The organism is Lapidilactobacillus luobeiensis (genome assembly GCF_024345205.1).
Lineage (GTDB): Bacteria > Bacillota > Bacilli > Lactobacillales > Lactobacillaceae > Lapidilactobacillus > Lapidilactobacillus luobeiensis.
Genome location: NZ_BROC01000004.1, coordinates 144,914 through 167,487, shown reverse-complemented (window position 1 = coordinate 167,487; position 22,574 = coordinate 144,914). Strand labels below are relative to the sequence as shown.

The following is a 22,574-nucleotide window of genomic DNA, read 5'->3' as shown; positions in this document are numbered from 1 at the left end:
CAATTACTATTCTAGCATAAAGGGAATCGCTCCCTTTTTATCTTCAACAATTCCACCCACTTAAACTTTACGCCAACCTTTGCATTGGCTAAGCACTTTGTCTACGAGCATAATCTGTTGGTATTTGGATTCAATAACATCCGGATAGGGTTTTACTCTTGTTCCAGAGAGTCGCCGCTAGTCCGGATTGTTTCTTGATAAATTCTATCGTATTTATAACCGTTTTATCGCCGCTTCCCGGAGATAGGGTCAATTCTTTTTCAACAACATCCTCCGATTCAAGCGGTGAAAACGGCGTTATGAAATGCTGATAGAATTTTCAACTATCCGGTCCTCAGTCTCCAAATGACTTTATATCATCGTCGTCATTCCTAATCCTGCCACGCAGACGTCATCACCAATTGTTTGCGAAACGTTTTCGGATCGTTGATCGCTGCGAGCATCACGGCGGCGACGTCTTGGCGATTCGTTCGGGGGGCGCCGGGGAGTTTGATGCCACTGGCGGCGTCACGAACGAAGGGGTGGGGTGTGCGGGGGCTGTTCATCAGTGGTCCGGGGTGGATGGTGGTCCAATTAAGGTCGCTGGCGCGTAGCTGTGATTCGCCGGCTTCATGGTCCGCAAAGTTGCCTTTTAGAAAAGTTGCGGCGCCGAATTTGTAGGGATAGCGCGTATTGGTGACGAGCATTCGGAGTCAATTTCCAGAAGTGGGCGCGGCTTGACGCTCACTTCGGCCGGTTGCCAATAGCCGCTCGTGGAAGAAAAATCAGCAGGGTTGCCATGCCCAAATGTGTCTCTATCAAAAAACTTGTCAGATTACCGGCTGACAAGGTTTTTGACGTTTCTTATTTTCTTTGACGATTTGCGAAGCTATTCGGCGTCCAAATAAGGGCCACCATGGCCACCCACATTAGGAGCTGAATATACCCTGCGAAATGATAGTTTAGAACAAGATAAAATAAAAGAACCATCAAGATACTTTTAGCGATTTTGATGAGTAGTTGTTCTTTGTCCATGGGCTGATCTCCTCGTTTGCGTCAAAATATGTTGCTGTCAAAGTGGCGTTGTTAAGTGCGAGTAGGGCGATGATTACGTGGAAAATCCTCAGCGAGCGAGATGGTAGCGGCCAACTCGATGATGGTCCAGATCGATGTCATCATTCTTCTGAAGCTCTGCGTTCGAATTAGTACCATCAATATTGTCATTATCATAACAGTTTTTGAGTTGTCTATACAAGCTTGGCTGGGAAAATAGTTGTACTAGGTGGGTAGCTAATCAAAGTTTGCTTTGGCCGTTATTAGACTACTAAATTACCAAAAATTTTCGAAATATTGCTCTGAAGGAGTTCGCTCAATGGAAGCGATCAGCGCTTCTTTTTGCTAAATATTCAAGGACAGCACTATGGACAGCTCTGCAATCTGTTGAGCGTGAATTTTTACAGTCTGTTTATTGTGAGAAAACCAGTTTGAAATTTTGAACGTACCAAAGACCAATTCTTCGTTCATTAAAAACCTCATGCTTGATTGCTGTCATTCTCCATCAAAGCGCCGCTCCTGCAGCCAACTAGTCAGCCGTAAATACTGGCGCTGACTGATGCGATTAGCGCGCCAAGATTCCAGAAGTTGGTAAGCAGCGTCAAAATTGTTTGTTTTGATTTCTTGGAGGAGAGCTTGATTTGAATTTGCGATTAGCGGTAATTTTGTAATTCTTAACAGAGTAAGAATCACGAGATGTTGATTTAATAAGCCAATTATACCACTGAGGCGACTGGATGGATTCGGAAGAGTGGATACACGTGTATTAAACTATTTTTTGTTAGCTGCGAGTGAGGAGAATATTACCAAGGCGGCGAGCTTATTGCATATCACGCAACCGACTTTATCTCGTCAGTTAAAAGGGCTTGAAGATGGGCTGGGCGTGCAATTATTTCTAAGAGCCCATCATCGGATCGAACTAACAGATGCGGGTATTTTATTTCAACAACGGGCCCGCGATCTTATCAGTATAGAAAGACGAGCCAAGGAGGAGCTCACACAGAGTGGTATTCTGGCTGGGGAAATTGCTGTTGGGGTGAGTGAACTACAAAGCTTAACGGAACTGTCACAATTAATTGCCGAATTCCACCTCATGCATCCCCCCAGTTCATTTCGCGCTCCACAGTGGTAATAACCAAGAATTACAATTTTGGCTGGAGCGTGGATCAATTGATTTAGCACTGATGTTGGAACCCATGGATGTTAAAAACTATGAATTTGTGCGAATGAGCCAAGTTGAAGAATGGGGTGTTTTAGTTGCGGAAACCTCCCCTTTCGCAACGTATGCTGAGATTGTTCCTGGAGATTTGATTGGTACACCAGTGATCACGATTTTGGATGAAGTTGTTCAACGTGAATTGGCCAGTTGGTCAGGCCAGTACGCAGCGCAAATGGCTAGTTGGGCGAGATACAACCTGTTGTCAAGTGCAATCACGCTAGCGCGACAAACCGACGGCGTAATCGTGTGCTTGAAATTGCCTCAAGAGTTCTCCGGCATGCGGTTTGTTTCGTTAAAGCCCAAACTGTCTTTGGATTCAATCGTAGCATAGCGAGCAAGACGACCCCATCCCAAAGCCACTGAAGTGTTTTTGGAGCGGTTGCGTGAATATGGTCAGGCAACAAAGGTTTCAAACTAACAACGGAATTAACAAATGGTTGGCTACTAAGGCCGATGAGTTGGAAATTACGGAACAGGTCCATGAATTAGCGGAGAAACAGCAAGTGACGCTGGCTCAAATCGCATTGCTTGGCAGCGGGGGCAGGGAGTCATGGCGTCCATTATTGGGGCGACTAAAAATAAAACCAAGTATCTTGATGACGCGGTCGGTGCTTTTTCCCTGCAATTAACGGCGGCTAAGCTGGCCTAACTTGAAAAACCTTGACCCACAAGATAGTCGGCGCAATTGATCAGAATCTGGCCCAAGGGGGTAGTTATGACAGATGTGGTCAAGAAATAAATAAACAGGTTCTTTGGCGTTGGTGGGCTGTTCATTCGTCAGGCGGAAGGTCGGGCTGGGGGTGAGTCAGCCGCGATATTATTCTTGGCGGCTCTGCCGCCTAGAATAAGGCTCGGCTTTGAGATTCGTGTGGGTTTCGCGAAGCTTAAAGTGACACCCGCAGCGTTCCACCACCCCCAGACCGACCTGGAGCCCCACCACATCTGCCAACCACCAACGTCACGGCGGTACCACATCGCAAGCAGTTATCGCAACAACCTCATTTCAAGCCTAGGTGAATTTCCGCCTAAATTAGCCGGTAAGTGCTATAGTTAGTTTATCGATTTTTTTGCTGAGAGCTGAGAATGGAGGTCAACGATGACCAAAACGACGAAGCGAGTGCTGGCCGATAATTTGAAGATCATGATGACGCAGCAGCCATTGGCGCACATCACGATCGACGCGCTGACCAAGCGAGCGCATGTCAACCGCAATACGTTCTATTATCATTTCGAAGATATTTATGAATTGTTGGAGTGGACTTTCGATCAGGAAATCGTCACCCAGATCCAAACCAATTTGTCCGCCGCGAATTGGCAGGAGAAGTATCAACAAATGTTGACTTATGTTCAGGATAACCGCGACTTTTGTTTGGCGGCGGCAAATTCAGTCGGTCGGCATTTTTTGGAAAACTTTCTCTATTCGGTTGGGGTTTTAGTGGTGCGGCCGGTGGTCAAGGATATTGATAGTCATTTGGCGCCCGCCGTCGCTGACGACATCGTTGACTTTTACGCGGGTGCTTTGGCGGCGCAATTGCTGCGGTGGTTGGATGATCAATTGCGCGAGACCGAGGCGCAAATGTTGGCGCGGGCCAAGTTGATGTTGCAGGGGACGATCGAATTGATCGTGCAGAAGTCGCTGCATGAAAATGATTCGGCGGCGGATCATTAGCGATGTTTCATAGTTGACTGCGGCGGTTGTGCTGGGGCAAACATTGCCTGCCTCCGTGTTTTCTGCGGTTCGCGCACCATAAATTGCCTATCAAAAAAGCAGGTCGAGTGCGTCGTTCACTCGATCTGCTTTTTAATTAGGCGCCAAGTCTGGCGGTTACTCCGGTTTAGAGACCTTGACCATCAGTTAAGGTTTCGCGCAGATAAACGGGTTGATCAGCGGCCGCCGCATTGTCGGTTGCCGGGGCATCACCGCAGTGTTCATTGATCGCGGCGGCGATAGAGTGGCCGAAACGGTGGCCAACATAAATACCAGCGGCCAATACGATGGGAACCAGAATCAAATTTTTATGTTTCATGAGAAAACCTCCTTCAAAATCAATACAGATAGCTATGAGCCAGCTTAAATCAATTTCGCGTCATGCAATAATTGTTCAATATAGGTGCCTTTGACTTTCTTCAAGAGGGCACTGACGCCCAGTTGTTCCGCTGAATTTAATGGTAACTCTCGCAGGGATTTGTGGTCGTTCAAATAATAAACGGCCCGCATCAAGACTCGGACGTCGAAGGATGAATCGAAGACTTCGGGCACGCCCCGATCCACATTCAATAATTGATAAACGGCTTCCATGGCGGTCCGAACGGAATACTCGGTCGTGAAAACAGTATCGCGTTCCGTTTCCGCGAAGTTACCAATAAAGGCCAGGTTGGTTGAACCAGTTGGCACAACCAGCGGCCGGTCACCTGTGGACCGAGGCATGAAGTAGCTGGTGATGTAAGGCATGTGCTGAGGAATTGAATTGGCGTCGGCGGCGATGTCGGCGATCTCATCAGTTGGTACGCCGATGTGATACAGAAATTCCTGACAGATTTCCTGGCCGGTGCATTCGGTGATCTTCTTATGAACATAATTACCAGGTTGGTCAGAGAACAGACCATATAACCAAACAATCAATTCGTTGTCTTTTTGTTGTTGGAAATGGGGTTGCCGGCTGATGGAGATGCCTAATAGCCAATTGGAATCGCGAATCGTCAAGGGACCACTGGTGACGATCGAGCCACTGTGGGGATCCTTGCCAGTGATTTTCTGGATGTAAGGAACGATGCGATCATCGCTGAAGGTACAAGTGGCGGACATGACCCAGTTAGCCGCTGGAATATTCCGATAAAACTTATCTGGATGACCTAACGCCGGGTCTTGTTTGGCTAAGTTTTCCCACAATTGCCAGCTAGCGCCGACTTCGTGTTCCATTGGCGCCGGATGATCGTTGTCGCCGTAAGTGGTACTCTCAGTGATCGAACCGTTGGTGACGAAAACCAGATCGTTTTGGGTCAACGGAATCGTCGTCGCTTTACCCGCAACGGTCAAGTCGATTTGGGTGGCGGTCAGGCCGTGATTGTCGTGATTCAATTCAATATTGTTGACCACCGTGTCAAATTGGAAGTCCACGCCTCGATCTTGCAGGTACTTGATCATGGGCTTGACCAGGGATTCGTATTGATTATATTTCGTGAACTTCAAGGCGGACATATCTTGCAGCGTGGCGACGTGGTGAACGAAACGCATCAGATAACGGCGCATTTCCGTGGCGCTGGCCCATGGTTCGAAGGCGAACATGGTTGACCAGTACAGCCAGAAGTTACTTTGGAAGAATTCTGGACCGAAAACATCGTTGATTTTAACATCTTGGAGATCAGCTTCCGGCGTCATCACCAAATCGATGATTTCCTTGATGGCTTGTTTGGATAAGGTCAACTGACCATCGCTAGCCAAACGTTGACCGCGATTTTCAATGACCCGGCAGGCGGACTTGCTAGGATCCTCTTTGTTGAGCCAATAAAATTCGTCCAGCACAGAAACTTTCGGGTCCTCCAAGGTCGGGATCGAGCGGAACAAATCCCACAAAGTTTCAAAATGGGGCTCCATTTCCCGGCCGCCACGAATGATGTAGCCGTGGCTGTTCAGAATACCATCCATGCTCCCGCCAGGTAGGCTGAGCTCTTCTAGAACGTGGATCTTCTTTCCTGCCATTTGACCATCACGAACCAGAAAAACCGCAGCGGCCAGTGACGCCAGACCAGATCCAACTAAATAAGCCGATTTTTGATCGACATTTTCCGGCTTTTTCGGCCGTGCAAAAGCTTCATAATTACCATTTGAATAGTACATATGTTGCCTCCTTAGTGTGATTCCTCGAATCACTTGCCTCTAGTCTAGAGCGATTTCCCAGCAGCAACAATGGACAACTCAGCACGTTTGTCCAAAAATAGAAGCCCCATTTTGGACTTTTTCGCAATAATTTACAAAATTCACTTGCCTTCTACCTACTACAACGTTGTAGACTAAAATCAGAGTGCGAGCCGACCTGTACAGCTTCTGAGCATTAACCTAACTAGGATTATGGAAGCGGGTTTCGCTTCCGGAATCCTAGCGTAGTTAAGCGGAAGAAGCTAGGTCGGTGAGCACGTTTAAAATCAGAGTGTGAGCCACCCCGGCTAATGCGCAAGCACTGGGGTGGCGAGCGCGTTTCAAATTGCAGTGCAGAGCACATTTATCGGAAGATCAAAGAAGGAGTGTTTCAGATGAAAGCAGGAATTTTTGTTAAACCTGGTCAAGTTGCGGTTGCAGAGGTGGCCAAACCAGAATTGGAAAAGCCAACCGACGCGATTATCCGCGTCTTGCGGGCTTGTGTTTGTGGGTCGGATCTGTGGTGGTATCGGGGGATCTCGCAACGGGCCGCCAATTCGTTGATCGGTCATGAGGCAATCGGCATCGTCGAGTCAGTAGGGTCAGCGGTCAAAGCCGTTCAACCTGGTGATTTTGTGATCGCGCCGTTCACCCATGGATGTGGGCATTGTGCCGCCTGCCTGGCTGGTTTTGATGGGGATTGTTTGAACCGTGAAGCCGGTGGTAATGGTGGTTATCAAGGTGAATATCTCCGCTTCACTAACGCGGATTGGGCGCTGGTCAAGGTGCCCGGCCAACCCGCCGATTATACGGACGCGCAATTGAATTCACTTTTGACCCTGGCCGATGTGATGGCCACGGGTTACCACGCCGCCACTTCCGCTGAAGTCAAGGCTGGCGATACGGTGGTGGTGATGGGCGATGGCGCCGTAGGGTTATCCGGTGTGATCGCGGCGAAATTGCTGGGCGCTAAGCGGATCATCGCCATGAGCCGCCACGAAGATCGCCAAAAATTGGCCCGGGAATTTGGCGCGACGGACATCGTGCCGGAACGGGGCGACGCGGCGGTTGAAAAAGTATTAGCCATGACGGGTGGCGCTGGCGCGGATGCGGTTTTGGAATGTGTGGGGACCGAACAGTCTGTTGCGACCGCGGTCAAAGTTGCGCGTCCCGGCGCCGTTGTTGGTCGTGTCGGTGTTCCGCAGCAAGCAGAAATGAATACCAATGATTTGTTCTGGCGTAATGTTGGGTTGCGCGGCGGGATCGCTTCCGTGACTAGCGATGACAAGGCCGTTTTGTTGGAGGCAGTGTTAAAGGGAACAATCAATCCTGGCAAAGTCTTCACCCAGCGCTTCAGTCTTGACCAGATCCAAGCCGCCTATCAAGCCATGGATCAACGGCAGGCGATCAAATCTTTGTTGATCATCAGCAAAGCGTGATCATCCAGACCGCTGTCTGTAATAGTAGGAACATGCTTATTCTGACCTTGAAACACGAATAGCACAGTCGTTTGAGCGACCGATCTGATTCACTGATCATAAAGACCCCAAGCTAGTTTTTCAACTAACTTGGGGTCTTTTGCTGTCTGCAATCACTTTAAGCGTACTTGGCACTTTGCAGGATAGTTATCTTTCAGGAACGATCGTAAAATCAAAATCAATATTTTGGGCAGCGGAGATTTGATAGTCAGATTCGACATCAGCGCCCCAGCTATCGATCCCACCAACACCACGAACTGCGCCGGCGATACAGAGAACGGTTCGTCTAGGCAGCGGCAATTCTTCGTGATGGGTCGCATTTTCCAATTCCTCAGCGGTGTACGGCAAGCAACTGAAATTAAAAGCCTGACTGGCAGCCTGGATCGTTAATGAAAATGGCACGGGATCGTTATCGGCATTATTCTGCGTGCTTGCGCGGGTGATCTTGAGCCACTGCGTTTGCATGTGCATACCACAATCTTGCGGGACCAGATAAGGAGTAACGGGTAATCCCTTGATGTGATAAGTGCCCGGGATCCCGCCAGCCATGCGATCTGGATAAGTTTCACCAGAAAGTCCTTGATAAGTAAAGCCGGTGGCACTGGTCGGCATAACCAGACGCAAACCAAGCACAGGAAGCTCTGGCAGGTCGGCCTGCCCCAAATAGTGGACAGCGATTTTGATCGCGCCATTAGGTGAAACGAGGTAGTTAACGTGAACCGTGGTTGTCGGGAGCGTATTCGTCGTGAATTCAAAATCTATTTCGGCTGTCGCCGCCGTTTCAGCGCCGGTATAGCGATTGTTCAAGGGTGCGATCGGGAGCTCGATCACTTGCCCATCGATTTTAACGGTGACTTTAGTACATGCTGAGAACTGATCCGCGGCTAGCCATTGCGCTGATTTACGGGAGAAGCCATTGCCACGATCGTTGTCCGTCGTCGCCCGCCAAAAAGTTGGTTGGGGGACGCGGTAAAGCCACTCTTTGCCATTGATATTCAAGGATTCTAAGCCACCACGCTCATAACTGAAAAGGTAACGAAAACCATGTCCTTGGACCCCTAAGGAACCATCACCATAAACAAGTTTAAGTTGATTATTTGTGTAAGCCATAATAGTATTTCACCTCCTGTAGTGCTGGTTTTGGTTGACGATCAGCGAATAGTAGACCATCGCCGGAGAATTCATAATCTGCGTGACGTTCATCAAAATCCCCGCCGTAGCGCAAGACTTTTTGCTGAGTAAGTGGATCAACAACGAACAATGCTTGATCGATGAAGTCCCAGATAAAACCGCCTTGATACATGTCATATCGATCTAGTAGGTCGATATACGACTTGAGACCACCAAGCGAGTTACCCATATCATGCATGTATTCACAGAGGATAAATGGTTTAGCCGGTTCATCCTCCAAATAAGCGGCAATATTGGCTGGTCGTTCATACATCCGACTTTCCACATCGGAGATCCGCGCTTTCAGTTCAGGGGCGTGAACGACGCCTTCATAATGAGTCAGTCGTGTTGGGTCGCTATCTTTAAAGAATTGATTCATCGCGGCGATATCTTCACCAGCGAAAGATTCATTGCCTAAGGACCAGAAAATGATCGCGGTGTGATTTTTGAAGGTTTCGTAGTTACTCCGCGCCCGGTCCAAAACAACGGCTAACCAATGGGGATTGGAACCGGGCACGTTGACAGAGGGTTCGATTGCCCCCATTTTTTGCCACGAGCCATGGGATTCCAAATTCGTTTCTGCCATCAAATAAATTCCGGCTTGGTCACAAAGATAGTACCAAGGGATCTGATCAGGGTAATGACAGGTTCGATCAGCGTTGATATTGTTAGCCTTCATGGTAGCAATATCAGCCTTCATCTCAGCCAAGGTGATCGCACGCCCAGTCTCAGCGCTCCATTCATGCCGATTGACACCGTTGATGATCAGGCGTTGATCGTTGACATAGATCACTTTATCAGCGCGTAATTCAACGCGACGGAAACCAAAATCGTAAGGAATGACTTCTAGAAGCTGACCAGTCTGATCCCTGACCTCTAGTTGCAAATGATAGAGATAAGGGTCTTCAGGTTGCCATAGTGTCACTTTGGGAAAATCGATCGGCTCAAAAGTGACTTTTTCAGCAGCTGTCTGAGTTTGTTGCGCCAACAACTGGTTGTTTTGGTCAAACAAGGCCAATTTTAGCTGGGCTGTTGGGAGCGCCGCACCAGACAGTTTCAGTTGAAGCTCGAAACGGCCTGATTTGAAATCTGGATCAACGCTAGGCGTCATTTTGAGATCATCAACGTGGACTGCGGGTAACGCTAATAAATTAACATCACGAAAGATACCAGAGAAACGGAACATGTCTTGATCTTCAATGAAAGCGGCAGTCGAATATTTATAAACGCGCACGGCTAGTCGATTGCGACCAGAGCGAATGTAGGGCGTCAAATCAAATTCAGACGGGGTGAAACTGTCTTCGGCGTAACCGATGAAGTGGCCATTGAGCCAAACGTAGCAGGCCTCTTCAACGCCTTGGAATTGAATGATCGTCCGCTTACCGATAAATTCAGGACTGAGGTCAAATTCCTTTAAATAAGAACCAACGCTATTATCAGCGGCGGCGCTAAAAATCCCCGGTGTCAGTTGGTCGCTCAACGTGTAAGGCGCGCGTCTAAAAGTTTTGCCTTCCCAAGGGTAAAGCGTATTGATGTACTGGATCTGACCATAACCGGCTAGTTCGATATGGCCGGGAACCTTGATCATATCGAAGTCGCGCGCGTCAAAATCCTCGCGATAGAAATCTAGCGGACGTTCTTGCGGTGTCGCACTATAACGAAATTGCCAAGGGCCATTGAGACTTTGGACATAACTACTTTGACCAGTTGCAAGCTCGGCTGAATTTTTGTAAAAATAATGATCGCTGTGGGCCGGACGTTGATTGACCCGGAAGACCTCAGGATCATCAAGCCATTTAAGATCAGGAATCATGATAACACTCCTTTCAAGAATAAAACGCGTTGATGTAAGCGCCTTTATTTCCATTCTAGAACCGAATTTCTGCTTTGTACATAGCAAAACCGGAAAGGTTCAAATCAACTATTTTACAAGAAAAGAAATAACTAAGAATAGTGTTACAATAAGGATAAATCGGAGATCACTATAATAATATAAAAAATCGAAACGAGGACGACCATGGCGCTTTATTTACAGATCTTACCTAAATCATTACCTTTGGCCTTGGAGTCGATCGGGCATCACTGGCCTGAAGATCAAGTTGAGCGACCACAAGGCTATCCTTATTATCATTGGCTCCAAACTGAGACTGGCGTTGGGGTCTTGACGATCGAACAGCAGACGTTCTTACTTAAACCAGGTCAGGGTGTTTTGATCAGACCTTTTGTCGCTCATCGTTATTGGGCTAAACAACCTTGGCGCACAAAATTTGCCACTTTTAATGGCCGCTTAGAGCCGAATATTCATCAAATCGTTGGTGAGGCGCCATTTATTCGTAGTGAGGATCAGGCCATATTCTCATTTTCGGCATGGATCGACCAAACGATCGCCGCTTACTTGGATCATGCGCTGGACCAGCAGCAGACTTCGGTTGCAGTCTATCGATTTCTACTGGCGCTGAGCCAGAATTACGAATTGACTGATGTTAAGAATGATCAGCCCCGCTATCGCGAATTTGTCTTACCCACGATCAAAAAAATAGAAACTGATTTTGCGCAACCATTGACCGTGGAATTATTAGCACGAGCCTGTTTCATTACCCCGCAGTATTTGACCCGTTTGTTTAAACGTTATACTGGGGTCACCACGCAACAGTATCTTTTGGAAACACGTCTGAATCAGGCCAAGGAATTATTGATCAGTCGACCACAATTACCAATCGTTGAGATCGCGCACGCAGTCGGGATCGCCGCGCCAAGTAATTTCATCAAACAGTTCAAGGCGGCCAATAAAGTCACACCAGCCAAATTCCGCAAATTTTATCAATGATAATGGGGATGTGGGCAGGTGTTGTGTTTTGTCTTCTGCAAATCAGCGGGCGCTATTCTTAGTTTTGTTAACTGGAAGCAAGTAAAATGAAACTATGTGTTTTGTATTCATCAGTTGCAGTTGATCGTGGCCGACTGACGATCGGCTACAGAACGAGCGACAAGCGGGCGGATAAAGTTGTATAATAAATCTATTGATTTTTCTCAGCAAATATAATTATTGGAGGCAATTATGACAGAAACAACACGTTTTTATCAGGCATTTCAACCAGACCATTATCAGGTTTATCTCGACATCGATCGTGGTACGAAGGTGATCAGCGGGAAAACCACGATCAGTGGCCAAGCGAGCACGGCACAAATCGCGATCCATCAGAAGGATCTGGCAGTGACTACTGTTGTTGCAGACGGCGCGGCAGTGCCCTTTACTTTGGATCAAGCAAATGATGCCCTGCGGATCGAATTACCACAAGCAGGCGCTGTGTCCCTGACCATTACCTATACCGCGCCGTTGACCGACACGATGATGGGGATCTATCCTTCCTACTATGAATTGAACGGCGTCAAGGAACAGATCATTGGCACTCAATTTGAAACCAACGCTGCTCGGCAGGCTTTCCCCTGTGTGGATGAACCCGAAGCTAAAGCAACCTTTGATTTGGCCATCAAATATGATGAGCGACCAGGTGAGACCACTTTGAGCAACATGCCGGAACTGCGTGTGGAAAATGGCGTCCATTATTTTGAGACCACGGTCAAAATGTCGACATACTTGGTTGCCTTCGCGTTTGGCGAGTTGCAAAGCAAATTGACGACAACTAAGAGTGGCGTGCAAGTCGGTGTTTTTGGCACGAAAGCCCATGCGGCCAAAGAGCTGGATTTTGCCTTAGATATTGCCAAGCGATCGATCGAGTTTTACGAAGACTTCTATCAAACACCTTATCCACTGCCCCATTCTTGGCAGTTGGCCTTACCTGATTTTTCCGCCGGCGCGATGGAGAACTGGGGGCTGGTGACTTATCGGGAGGCCTACTTGTTGATCGATCCGGACAATACCGCTTTACAGATGAAGCAATTGGTCGCGACGGTGATCGCCCACGAATTGGCCCATCAATGGTTTGGTGATTTGGTGACGATGAAGTGGTGGGATGATCTGTGGTTGAATGAAAGTTTCGCCAATATGATGGAATACGTGGCCATCGACGCGATCGAACCAGATTGGCATGTTTGGGAATTGTTCCAAAAGTCTGATGTGCCGGCTGCTTTGACGCGGGATGCCACGGATGGCGTTCAATCCGTCCATGTTACCGTGGAGGATCCAGCCGAGATCGATTCCTTATTCGACGGCGCCATCGTTTACGCTAAAGGGGCGCGGATGTTGGTGATGGTCCGGGCACTGCTAGGCGATGAAGCTTTGCGAGCTGGTTTGAAGAATTATTTCGCCGCCCATCAATATGGCAACGCCACCGGCGCCGATCTATGGGCAGCTTTAGGCGCGGCTTCAGGAATGGATGTTGGCGCAATCATGCAGTCTTGGCTGGAACAACCAGGCTATCCAGTGGTCAGTGCTAGCGTGGTTGCCGGACAATTGACCATTAGTCAGCAACAATTCTTCATTGGCGCTGGTCAGGAGTCTGGTCGCCAATGGCAAATTCCATTGAACAGCAATTATGACGCCGCCCCAACGATCATGACCGAAAAACAAGTTGTGCTCGGCGATTATGCCACCCTCCGCGCCGCTACGGGCCAGCCTTTCCGTTTGAATGTGGGCAACAATTCCCACTTCATCGTCAAATATGATCAGACGTTATTGGCTGATCTTTTACAACAGGCGCCAGCAATGGACCCGATCTCACAATTACAGATTTTGCAAGACTTGCGCTTACTCGCGGAAGGACACCAGATTTCCTACGCTGACTTAGTGCCCCTTTTACCAAAATTCGCCAACAGCGCTGCCAGCCTGACCAATGCAGCCTTATACCGAGTGGTGAACAACCTTAAGAAATTCGTTGAACCAGATTCCGCCGCTGAGAAAAACTTACAGGCGTTTGTCGATCAGTTGAGCGCTGGACAAATGGCGCGGTTAGGCTGGACGGCTCAAGCCGGTGAATCGATCGATGACCAAATGACCCGACCATTTATTTTGGACGCGGCTCAATACGCTAAGAATCCGCAAGCCATTGCGGCGGCCCACGAAATTTTCAGCGCGAATCAGGCTGATCTAGGGGCTTTGCCGGCTGAAACGCGGCCGTATATTTTGACCAATGAAGTGGTCCATTATGGCTCGACGGCACTCTTTGACCGCTTGTTAGCGGATTATCGTCATTCCGCTGACGCCAGCTACAAGAGCAGCCTGTGCTTCGCGTTGACCAAGACGCCGGATCCAGACTTGATTGCCCGGCTGGTGACTGCTTTTGAAGATGCGGACACCATCAAACCTCAAGACCTGCGAGCTTGGTACAGCAATGTTTTGAATAACAAGGCCGGTCAACAAGCGGCTTGGGACTGGTTGCGCAACGAATGGTCCTGGCTAGAAAAAACCGTTGGTGGCGACATGGAATTCCCAACCTACATCACAGTGACCACAGGCGCGTTCCGCACCCCAGAGCGGTTAGCTGAATTCAAGGCTTTCTTCGAGCCAAAAATCAACGAGTCCGGCTTGATGCGGGAAATCAAGATGGATACCAAAGTGATCGAAGGTCGAGTCGCCTTGATCGCTGACGAACAGGCGGCGGTCAATGCCGCTGTGGCAGATGTTGTCGCTAAATAACGTGTGTGAGCTGTTGGCTGTTTAGATTGCAGGTTTTGGTGGGTTTGGATGGGAACGCAACCGCCTCAGGACGTTTGTCGTGGCTGGAAACGTGCTTACCGACCCAGCTCCCTGCGCTTAGCTACGCAACTATTCCGGAGGCATAGACCGGTCTCCAAAATAGTTGCTAGGCTAATGCTCAGGAGCTACCCGGGTCGGATCGCACTCTGTTTTGAACGCGGTGGGCACTGTTTTGAGCCAATCCGCAAAAAGCGCGGCTTGTCTCAAAATCAGGCCTTATTCTAAGTATCTGCTCCGCAGCTACAAAGAAAAATCTCACCGCTGAGCCACACGTCCTGAGGCGGTTGCTAGGCAGAATTGAGCCTATCTGCAATCGAGGCGAAGGATTAGACGAAGTGCTTTTGCAAGCTAGAGGTCAAACAATCACCCACTTTTGGGGTGGTACGGCAACATCAACGGAATTGGATTAGGAAATCGATACACCTTGTGTGAGCTGAACATCTGAATCTCGCTGACTTGAACGGGTTCCGGTTGGAAGCCGGCCGCTTAAGCTGATTCATCAAGATCATGTTCTAGTTCATCAAGCAGGCTGCACCGGTGTCACAAATTCAAAGCCGGTGATCACTAACCAAGGTCGTCAATTACGTGGCTCTCCATCAATTGACCATAGCCTGCCAGTCGGCGTGAGTGCTCAAACGGCTGTTAAAACGTTGAGCGGCTGGAGCGGAGAAATTCGGGGTGCGATCGCCGTGAAATTGTCCTTGGCGGCTTTGCCGCTTAGGACAAGGCCTGATTTTGAGACAAGCCGCGCACTTTGCGGATTGGCTCAAAACAGCGCCCACAGCGAGCTCACCCCGAATTTCGCAGCGCAAGCTGCGGCCAAGCTACTTTTATCTGAAAATCTATGCTTAATTTAGTTGCAACCCGTTGTGCCCCGCACTCAAAACGTGTTCGCCGACCTAGCTTCTTCCACTTAGCTACACAATTGTTCCGAAAGCAAAGCCCAGCTTTCAAAACAATTGCTAGGCTAATGCTCAGAAGCTGATCAGGTCAGCTCACACTTTGTCGCAGCACCAGATTATTTTTGGTGAAGGGGCTTTACAATTCGGACGAATCTGGTAAGATTAGATTCACAGAATAAAAAACAAGAAGCAAGACAAGTAAAACTCGTCAGCCTGACAGTGAATTGGGAATAGTGGAAACCCAACCAGTGCCTGCCCCGTTTGAAAAACACTTGCTTAGTTGCTCGTCAAAATGATCCGCAGATCAAAGTAGGTCGAGCCGTTGCCGGTACGTTACCATCGGTGGTGTATGTTTGTACACTATTGAGGTGGTTTGTTCGTGAACAGGCAACTTGGGTGGTACCGCGAAGTCTTTCGTCCCTAGATTTAGGGATGAGAGACTTTTTTTATGGAAAAATCAGGAGGAAAATGTAATGAAATTAGTGATCCCCACAGCTTATGACCCCAAATTGTCGATTCCAGAAACGCAAAAAGCGATTCGTTTTATTCGGGAGACGTTCCAGGATGAGTTTGGTCGGGAAATGAATCTGTCTCGGTTGTCGGCGCCGATGTTCGTTGACCAGGCGACAGGTTTGAATGATAATCTGAGCGGTGTGGAGGAGCCGGTCCATTTTACCATGGCGGATCTGCCGGATCGACGGATCGAAATCGTTCATTCGCTGGCGAAGTGGAAACGGGTCGCCTTGAAGCGTTATGGTTTCAAAATGCACGAGGGCTTGTACACCAATATGAACGCGATTCGTAAGGACGAGGAGCTGGATAATATTCATTCGGCTTACGTTGACCAGTGGGATTGGGAGAAAATCATCGCCAAAAACGAGCGGACCTTGACCACGCTGGAGGAAACCGTTCAGACGATTTTTAAAGTGATCAAGCATATGGAGCACGAAGTTTGGTATCGCTATCCGCAAGCGGTCCATCATTTGCCAGAGCAGATCCATTTCGTGACGACGCAGGAATTGGCGGATCGTTATCCTGATTTCAATGATAAGGAACGCGAAAATGCGATTTGTCGTGAACTGGGGTGTGTGTTTCTCATGCAGATCGGCGGTCGCCTGCGCAATGGTGAACGTCATGATGATCGCGCGCCGGATTATGACGACTGGCAATTGAATGGCGATATTCTCTTTTGGTATGAGCCATTACAAATGGCTTTGGAGATTTCCAGCATGGGCATTCGGGTGGACCAGGATTCGCTGGTGTCGCAATTGCGGGAACTGAATTTGGAGGAACGGCTTCAATTCCCTTATCATCAACAGGTTTTGAATCACCAATTACCATACACCATCGGCGGCGGGATCGGTCAGTCGCGGTTGTGCATGTTGCTTCTGGGCAAGGCGCATGTTGGTGAAGTCCAAGCGAGTATTTGGCCGCAAGCGATGCTGGATCAATGTGCGGCCAAGCGGATCCAGATCTTGTAAGTGAATTTAAATGCTGATTTGGGTTTTAAAATCGGAATTTTAAAGAAATAATGTCAAAATACGGTATTTCGAACGGGAAACTCGTTTGAAATACCGTATTTGCGCATGAATGACGGTGGGTTTTTTTATTCTTTGAAATTTTCTCTGCCAAGCGCTTGCCTTCGTCTTACTATAAGGGAGTAACCTAAGCTCATTGTTAAAGTGAAACAAAAACGATGGAGGCACATGAGATGAAAACAAGAGAAGTTATGATTGTAACTGGCGCTGGTCAAATCGGCCTGGCGATCGCCCGGCGAATGGGTGTGGGTAAGAAAATTATTTTGGGTGACAAGGTGTTGGCCCATGCCCAAGCGCTGGCTAAAATCCTGAACGAGGCGGGTTTTGATGCACTGCCGGTGGAATTGGATTTGGCGTCACGGACGTCAATCAAACAGTTGATTGCCACCGCTCAAAGTTTTGGTGTGATCAAATCTTTGGTCAACGCGGCCGGTGTTTCACCGAGCCAAGCATCGATCGAGACGATTTTACAGGTCGATCTTTACGGTACGGCGGTCTTGCTCGAAGAAGTTGGTCGGGTGATCGCACCCGGCGGTGTTGGCGTGACGATCTCCAGTCAATCGGGCCATCGCATGCCGGCGCTAACGGCGGTGGAAGATGAACAGCTAGCGTTGACGCCGACCGAGGAGCTCTTGGATTTGCCCTTGTTACAACCAGAACAGGTCCGCGATTCGCTGCACGCTTACCAATTGGCTAAACGATGCAACGAGAAACGCGTGATGGCCGAAGCGGTCAAATGGGGTCAACGGGGCGCCCGCTTGAATGACATCGCGCCGGGAATCATTGTGACACCGCTAGCCTTGGATGAGTTTAATGGGCCGCGTGGCGATTTTTACAAAAACATGTTTGCTAAATCGCCGGCAGGGCGCCCCGGCACCGCTGATGAAGTCGCGAACGTAGCCGATTTGCTGATGAGTGAGGCGGGAGCTTTCATTAGCGGGTCCACTTTCCTGATCGATGGTGGCGCCACCGCCGCTTATTTTTACGGACCCTTGCGACCTGGCACAACGAATTAAGCGGGCTACGTTCTTATTGCGGAACAAAATCTCAGGATAAACAAGATACACGAAAGCATGATCGTCAGTTGGCGGTCATGCTTTTTTGAACCTGTGCCTGATTGCAGGTGTAGTGGGTCTGACGGTGACGCAACCGCCTCAGGACGTTTATCGTGGCTGGAACGCAGTGGGCACTGTTTTGAGCCAATCCGCAAGCCCGGCGGTTGCTGAACAGAATTGAGCCTATCTGTAATCGAGGCGAAGGATTTGACGAAGTAGTTTTGCAAGGTAGAGGTCAAACGATTCCCCTCTTTTGCGGTGGTACGGCAATGCCGACGGATTTGGATTCGGAGGTTGGTGTATTTTGTGTAGTCTGAATATCTCCACTCGTTTCCTTAGCAATCCATGGGTAAAGCCGACCGATTCAGTTGCTTCACTGAGAACTAGCTTGTTCATCAGGCAGACTGTACTGGTGTCACCAATTTCAAGCTGGTGACCACTAACCACGGTCGTCAATTTGCGTGGGTCTCGATCAATTGACCATAGCTTGTCAGTCGGCGTGAGTGCTTAAACGACTGTTATAACATTGAGCGGCTGGAGCGGAGAAATTCGGGGTGAGATCGCCGTGAAATTGGTCTTAGTGGCTTTGCCACTTAGACCAAGGCTCAGCTTTGAGATTTTCGGTGCCCTTCCGAAAAGCTCAAAGTGACGCCCACAGCGAGCTCACCCCGAATTTCGCAGCGCAAGCTGCGGTCATGATAGAAAAATGGTTCGCCAGAGTAATACTGATGCAAACACCGGTTCGACATTATGTTACAATCATGGTAGCGATTGAGTGACAGTTAGGTTCTGATAAGTTAGGTGATTATAATGAAACAAGCGTCCTTGTTCGATAGCGTCAATGATAACAATACGCCTTTAGCCAATCGAGTGCGCCCAGATACATTGGCGGATTTCGTGGGGCAGCAACAACTGCTCGGTCCCGGCAAGCTGTTGCGCAAATTGATCGATGAGGATCAACTGAGTTCGATGATTTTCTGGGGGCCTCCTGGTGTGGGCAAAACGACTTTGGCTCGGATCATCGCGCAGCAAACAGCTTCGCAATTCATTAATTTCAGCGCGGTTACCAGTAGCATCAAGGATATTCGTAAAATCATGGAAGAAGCGGAGCTCAATCGGGAGATCGGCCAGCGCACGATCGTCTTTGTGGATGAGATCCATCGCTTCAATAAAGCCCAACAGGATGCGTTTTTACCTTTCGTGGAAAAGGGTAGTATTATTTTGATCGGCGCGACGACGGAGAATCCCTCCTTTGAGATCAATTCAGCGCTGTTGTCGCGGTGTAAGGTTTTCGTGCTGAAATCGTTGACGGTGCCGGATCTTGAACAGTTGCTCCAACGGGTGATCGCCCAGCCGACCAGCTTTCCCGGTGTGACCGTGACTATGGATGCTGAGGCTTTGCGGATGTTGGCGGAATTTGCCAATGGCGATGCGCGCGTGGCTTTGAACACCTTGGAAATGGCCGTGCTTAACGCCGATCAGAGTGACCACCAAGTTCGGTTGGATAGCGCGGCGCTTGACCAGTTGATCAACACGAAATCCTTGCGCTATGATAAACACGGTGAGGAACACTATAATATTATTTCAGCGTTGCATAAATCAATGCGCAACAGTGATGTGGACGCCGCGATCTATTGGCTGGCGCGCATGCTGGCCGGTGGCGAAGATCCCCTTTATATTGCCCGCCGTTTGGTCCGTTTTGCTAGTGAGGACATTGGTCTGGCTGATACCCACGCGCTGACCTTGGCCGTGACGGTTTTCCAGGCTTGCCAGCAGATCGGCATGCCGGAATGCGAGGTTCATTTGACGGAAGCAGTGATCTATTTAGCGACCGCGCCGAAATCCAACGCGGTTTACCTGGCCAATGCCCGCGCGAAAAAAGAAATCAAGCGGACGGGCAATTTGCCAGTACCGTTGCAGATCCGCAATGCGCCGACGAAATTAATGGCGGACTTAGGTTATGGCGATCATTATCAATATGCCCACGACAATGTCGACAAATTAACGACGATGAAAACAATGCCGCCAGAACTAGCGGGGCATCAATATTATGAACCGACCGAACAAGGCAACGAAGCGCGTTTCAAGAAGCGGCTAGCCTATTTGCAACAGTGGCACCAACAACATGACCAGCCGACACCATAAAACCGAAAATGTAGGGCCGTTAACGCTGGCGACGATTAAGCACCGGCGTCAATCACGCTGGGGCGATGGAGCGTCAGCGAGAGCAATCACGAGTGAAGCCGAGCGACCAATCACAGAACAGAGGGAAAATATGACGACAATCAGTGTTGCACAAACGTTATCGATCAGTAATCACCGGGTTTTTGCGGCGGATCTCAACGAACACGAAACCGTTTTTGGCGGTAAGATCTTGGCGATCGTTGACGACAACGCCTCGATCCCGGCCTCGCGCGTGGCCCGGGTGGAAACCGTCACCGCGGCCATCGATCGCGTTGATTTCATTCAGCCTTTTCGCTTGCAAGACTCGCTTTGCGCCGAGTCTTATGTGACGGGGATCGGTCACCGGTCGATCGAAGTTTTCACCAAGATCATCGGCGAACATTTACAAACAGGTCAGCGCTTCTTAGGGCTGACTTGCTTTGCCACTTTTGTGGTGACCGAACGTGATTTGGTCCTACCACAATTAGTGGTTGCTGGCGATAATCAGGAGTATCAAGCGCTTTGTCAAGGTTACGCGCAACGACAAGCGGCGCGGCGTGTTCATCTACAAGCGCAAGCGACTTTCCGTCAACAAATCAGTCTAGATCTGCCCTGGCAGCGTTAAATTTACGCGCGCGATGGGCGTTGTTACTAGGCAGCCAACACTCGAGGTTCTCATGAAAACAAAATTAACTCTACAACTAGAATCGACCTTGTATCAATTTTGCTTGGAACAGGGCGCCTATGTGGTGGAAGAAGTGGCGATGCCCGCGGATCAAGGCATTGTCGACACCCTAAGTTATCAACAGTTGGCCAATGGCGAGGTCCAGTGGCGCTGTTACGAATTAAAAGTGACCAAGGCAGACTTCCATTCGCAAGCCAAGTTGTCCTTCATTGGTCACTATAATTACTTCGTCCTCCCCCAGAAACTTTATGAGCAAGTCGCCACGGAGATTCCCAGCAAAGTTGGCGTCTTGATTTATCGTGCTTTTGACCAAGAAGCCGTGGCGCTGGCCCCACAAACCTTGCGGGCGCCAGGTTTCTTAACGGTGGCGAAAAAAGCCCAGTATCAAGAACTGCAGGTCGACGAACAGGAGCTGACCAGTCACTTCATCAGTTCGTTGTTTCGCGAAGTCGACAAGGCTAAACGGGTGGCCAAAGGGTTGCAACTGTATTCTGATGACCAGTTGTATAAGGAGTTACGCAAGCGGTCCCAGGTGGGCTACGATGTTTATCAACCAGAGGCCAATTTGTTCGATCGCTTCAATGAAGAGCTGGAGAATCAGAAGTTGACCGCGCTGCAAGAAGAGTTGGACGCACGCAACGCGGAATATCAAGCGTTACAATTGCAGTATCGCCAATTGCAACACCCGGATCTCGGTGCACAATTATGATTTATTTCCCATATTTACGCGGCCGCATGTATGATTTGCGTGGCTTAAAAGCGTTGGTCACCAAGGGCGAGCTGGCGCCGCAGATCGTCCCGATAATTGAACCAGTCCGTGATTCTCGGGAGCTGCAACAAACGGTGGCGGCCTTGATCACGGCCCGCCATCCCTTTAGTGTGATTGCTAATCCGCAAGTCAGTGTTTACGGTTTGAATAGTGAGAAACTTTATCCGCTGCCAGACTTTAGCCAATTACCTTTTTATTACCCTAGCGCGATTTTAGCGCCGGACTTTAGCCATGACTTCTTGAAGACTGGCCCGGGACAGCGGAGTTTGTTGATCGCGCCGAATTACGAATTATTGCGCGCTTATGCGGTGACCAATGTGTTCCAACAAGTCAGTGGTATTTTGGTGCCGGATGAGGCCCGCTTGCGGCAACTGGCGGGGACGAAGGCTTTGACGCTGACCGACCCCATGCCGTTTGTGGGTCGGGTTGAGGACTATGCCACCTTGCCCGATGCTTTTTTCGCGCCAGCTAATTGGTGGCGCACGATTCCTGACCGGGAAGGCTTTGGCGACTATGGCATCAGTGGCAGTTTCTATTTCGACAAGGGAATGCCGTCCCACGCCATCGCCATCCATCTCATCTACGTCACAGCGGATGGCAGCTTACGCGTCCACCATTTTGTTTCCGACAGCAACGCCACCATGTCCGGGCAAAAGCAGAAATTCTTTGAAGCCTTGGCCAAGCTGGCTGTCTGGGGACCAGAACATATGCACGGATTGAATCAAACACCAGCCTTATCAGCTTTGTTAGCCTATCACACCCAACAAAAGTTTCCCGGTCTAGGCATCGTCAAGCAACTCAGTTTGATGCATCATTTACAGCTGATGGGGCGACTGTTGAACAGCCAGCAAAATTAGCGAATCTACTAGGCTGAACAGTGTGCATGACAGAGCGGTGGCGCTATTTTTCCGTTATGATGAGGGTTCTTGTCAACCCGGTCAACTTTGGCACTTCTCTGACTAGCCTTTTTACCCCAGAATTTTTAGCTTGCGGTTATTCTGCGGTCAGCTCGTTTTTATCGTGGTTCTAAGCCTGTTTTTTAGGAACTTTT

18 protein-coding genes are annotated in these 22,574 nt (G+C 49.2%); 12 read left to right on the top strand and 6 right to left on the bottom strand.

The window, feature by feature from the left end:
- Positions 1–371: 371 nt before the first annotated feature.
- Positions 372–686 carry an NAD(P)H-binding protein gene (locus tag OCU21_RS02670; protein WP_261805961.1) on the bottom strand — a complete coding sequence of 105 codons (315 nt, stop codon included), beginning with the start codon at positions 684–686 and terminating at the stop codon, positions 372–374.
- Between the two features lie 157 nt (positions 687–843).
- Positions 844–1,014, bottom strand: a complete 171-nt coding sequence (locus OCU21_RS02665; RefSeq protein ID WP_261805960.1) for a hypothetical protein — start codon at positions 1,012–1,014, stop codon at positions 844–846.
- A gap of 769 nt (positions 1,015–1,783) precedes the next feature.
- Between OCU21_RS02665 and OCU21_RS02660 the strand changes: the two genes are divergently transcribed.
- The 3 genes from OCU21_RS02660 (at position 1,784) to OCU21_RS02650 (ending at position 3,920) form a co-directional block, all read left to right on the top strand.
- Positions 1,784–2,164 (top strand): LysR family transcriptional regulator, encoded by a 381-nt coding sequence (locus OCU21_RS02660; protein WP_261805959.1) that lies wholly within the window; start codon positions 1,784–1,786, stop codon positions 2,162–2,164.
- Positions 2,109–2,582, top strand: a complete 474-nt coding sequence (locus OCU21_RS02655; RefSeq protein WP_261805958.1) for a LysR family transcriptional regulator substrate-binding protein — start codon at positions 2,109–2,111, stop codon at positions 2,580–2,582. Before OCU21_RS02660 ends, OCU21_RS02655 begins: the two co-directional genes overlap by 56 nt.
- 765 nt (positions 2,583–3,347) lie before the next feature.
- Positions 3,348–3,920 (top strand): TetR/AcrR family transcriptional regulator C-terminal domain-containing protein, encoded by a 573-nt coding sequence (locus OCU21_RS02650; protein WP_261805957.1) that lies wholly within the window; start codon positions 3,348–3,350, stop codon positions 3,918–3,920.
- 166 nt (positions 3,921–4,086) lie between these two features.
- Here OCU21_RS02650 and OCU21_RS02645 read toward each other — a convergent pair whose 3' ends face one another.
- Positions 4,087–4,278 (bottom strand): hypothetical protein, encoded by a 192-nt coding sequence (locus tag OCU21_RS02645; RefSeq protein ID WP_261805956.1) that lies wholly within the window; start codon positions 4,276–4,278, stop codon positions 4,087–4,089.
- 44 nt (positions 4,279–4,322) lie between these two features.
- Positions 4,323–6,089 (bottom strand): oleate hydratase, encoded by a 1,767-nt coding sequence (locus OCU21_RS02640; protein WP_261805955.1) that lies wholly within the window; start codon positions 6,087–6,089, stop codon positions 4,323–4,325.
- 413 nt (positions 6,090–6,502) lie between these two features.
- On the opposite strand from OCU21_RS02640, the gene OCU21_RS02635 reads away from it, so the two are divergent.
- Positions 6,503–7,546: a zinc-dependent alcohol dehydrogenase family protein gene (locus OCU21_RS02635; protein WP_261805954.1), complete on the top strand. Its 1,044-nt coding sequence runs from the start codon at positions 6,503–6,505 to the stop codon at positions 7,544–7,546.
- Positions 7,547–7,732: 186 nt separating this feature from the next.
- On the opposite strand, the gene OCU21_RS02630 is transcribed toward OCU21_RS02635, so the two are convergent.
- Both OCU21_RS02630 and OCU21_RS02625 read right to left on the bottom strand, forming a co-directional pair.
- Positions 7,733–8,695 carry a beta-galactosidase small subunit gene (locus OCU21_RS02630; RefSeq protein WP_261805953.1) on the bottom strand — a complete coding sequence of 321 codons (963 nt, stop codon included), beginning with the start codon at positions 8,693–8,695 and terminating at the stop codon, positions 7,733–7,735.
- The gene (locus tag OCU21_RS02625) at positions 8,679–10,568 is read right to left on the bottom strand and encodes a glycoside hydrolase family 2 TIM barrel-domain containing protein (protein WP_261805952.1); all 1,890 of its coding nucleotides are present in this window, start codon (positions 10,566–10,568) and stop codon (positions 8,679–8,681) included. The genes OCU21_RS02630 and OCU21_RS02625 overlap by 17 nt, the downstream gene beginning before the upstream one ends.
- Before the next feature lie 204 nt (positions 10,569–10,772).
- On the opposite strand from OCU21_RS02625, the gene OCU21_RS02620 reads away from it, so the two are divergent.
- The 8 genes from OCU21_RS02620 (at position 10,773) to OCU21_RS02585 (ending at position 22,380) form a co-directional block, all read left to right on the top strand.
- Positions 10,773–11,582 carry an AraC family transcriptional regulator gene (locus OCU21_RS02620; RefSeq protein WP_261805951.1) on the top strand — a complete coding sequence of 270 codons (810 nt, stop codon included), beginning with the start codon at positions 10,773–10,775 and terminating at the stop codon, positions 11,580–11,582.
- A 231-nt stretch (positions 11,583–11,813) separates the two neighbouring features.
- Entirely contained in the window at positions 11,814–14,351 is a 2,538-nt protein-coding gene (locus OCU21_RS02615) for a M1 family metallopeptidase (protein WP_261805950.1), read from the top strand.
- A 1,435-nt stretch (positions 14,352–15,786) separates the two neighbouring features.
- Positions 15,787–16,794, top strand: a complete 1,008-nt coding sequence (asnA, locus tag OCU21_RS02610; RefSeq protein WP_261805949.1) for an aspartate--ammonia ligase — start codon at positions 15,787–15,789, stop codon at positions 16,792–16,794.
- A 230-nt stretch (positions 16,795–17,024) separates the two neighbouring features.
- On the top strand, positions 17,025–17,867 hold the full coding sequence (locus OCU21_RS02605) for an SDR family oxidoreductase (protein WP_261805948.1): 843 nt from the start codon (positions 17,025–17,027) through the stop codon (positions 17,865–17,867).
- 849 nt (positions 17,868–18,716) lie between these two features.
- Complete coding sequence (locus OCU21_RS02600; RefSeq protein WP_261805947.1) at positions 18,717–20,051, top strand: replication-associated recombination protein A; 1,335 nt, start codon at positions 18,717–18,719, stop codon at positions 20,049–20,051.
- 130 nt (positions 20,052–20,181) lie between these two features.
- Positions 20,182–20,694: an acyl-CoA thioesterase gene (locus OCU21_RS02595; protein WP_261805946.1), complete on the top strand. Its 513-nt coding sequence runs from the start codon at positions 20,182–20,184 to the stop codon at positions 20,692–20,694.
- 52 nt (positions 20,695–20,746) lie between these two features.
- Positions 20,747–21,463 (top strand): hypothetical protein, encoded by a 717-nt coding sequence (locus OCU21_RS02590; RefSeq protein ID WP_261805945.1) that lies wholly within the window; start codon positions 20,747–20,749, stop codon positions 21,461–21,463.
- Positions 21,460–22,380, top strand: coding sequence for a sce7725 family protein (locus OCU21_RS02585; RefSeq protein WP_261805944.1), 921 nt, complete (start codon positions 21,460–21,462; stop codon positions 22,378–22,380). Before OCU21_RS02590 ends, OCU21_RS02585 begins: the two co-directional genes overlap by 4 nt.
- Positions 22,381–22,574: the final 194 nt, after the last annotated feature.